The sequence below is a fragment of the Hymenobacter defluvii genome (genome assembly GCF_017589435.1).
Lineage (GTDB): Bacteria > Bacteroidota > Bacteroidia > Cytophagales > Hymenobacteraceae > Hymenobacter > Hymenobacter profundi.
Map to the genome: position 1 here is coordinate 1 of NZ_JAGETX010000108.1, position 608 is coordinate 608.

At 53.6% G+C, this 608-nt stretch carries 2 pseudogenes; both read right to left on the reverse strand.

Annotation, left to right across the window (positions count from 1 at the left end):
• A pseudogene (locus J4D97_RS23200) lies at positions 1-291 on the reverse strand (glycosyltransferase); the annotation flags it as partial.
• A pseudogene (locus tag J4D97_RS23205) lies at positions 288-608 on the reverse strand (hypothetical protein); the annotation flags it as partial. The pseudogenes J4D97_RS23200 and J4D97_RS23205, both read right to left, overlap by 4 nt.

Below are 608 nucleotides of genomic sequence, written 5' to 3' on the forward strand. Positions count from 1 at the left end.
AGCCTGCACTGTAGTGGGTTGCAAGCCGTCGGCAATGACCTGTACGTGCAGGGTGCCTGCGTAAGTGTGCTGCTGAGCGGCTGGTGCAGTTTCCAGGATAACAGCATCTGACTGATAAGCAGGAATCAGTACGCACATGCGCCGAAAATCAACTGCGGTAGCTGTCACTGCTTGTGGGGTAGTTCGCCAGTGGCCAGCTAAAGCAAAAAACAGCAGGTATAGTACGTTGAGCAACAAGAATACCCCTATTGCATAGAGCACCAGCGACAAGACGGTTAGCACAATGCTCATGACAGGAAACGGTTTTGATGAACGTTATGCGGCTGTAGATGCCACCTCAGACCGCGCCAGAGCGCGTGCAGATAACTGCGTTCGAAGCGTGATGCGTAGACTAGCGCCTTTTTAGGAACTGCAACCAACAAGAAGAACAGCATCCCGCTCCAGAAGCGCACCCCCTGCGAGTTGCGGCGAATGAAGAGCAACCGGTTGCGGTACATATAGTAGGTACGCATAACGGAACCTTGCCCCACCGACACCGACTCCTTGTGAACTCCCGAGTAGTGCACGTTTAGCCCTCCGGTTTGCTTGTCTGCATTCACACCACAACC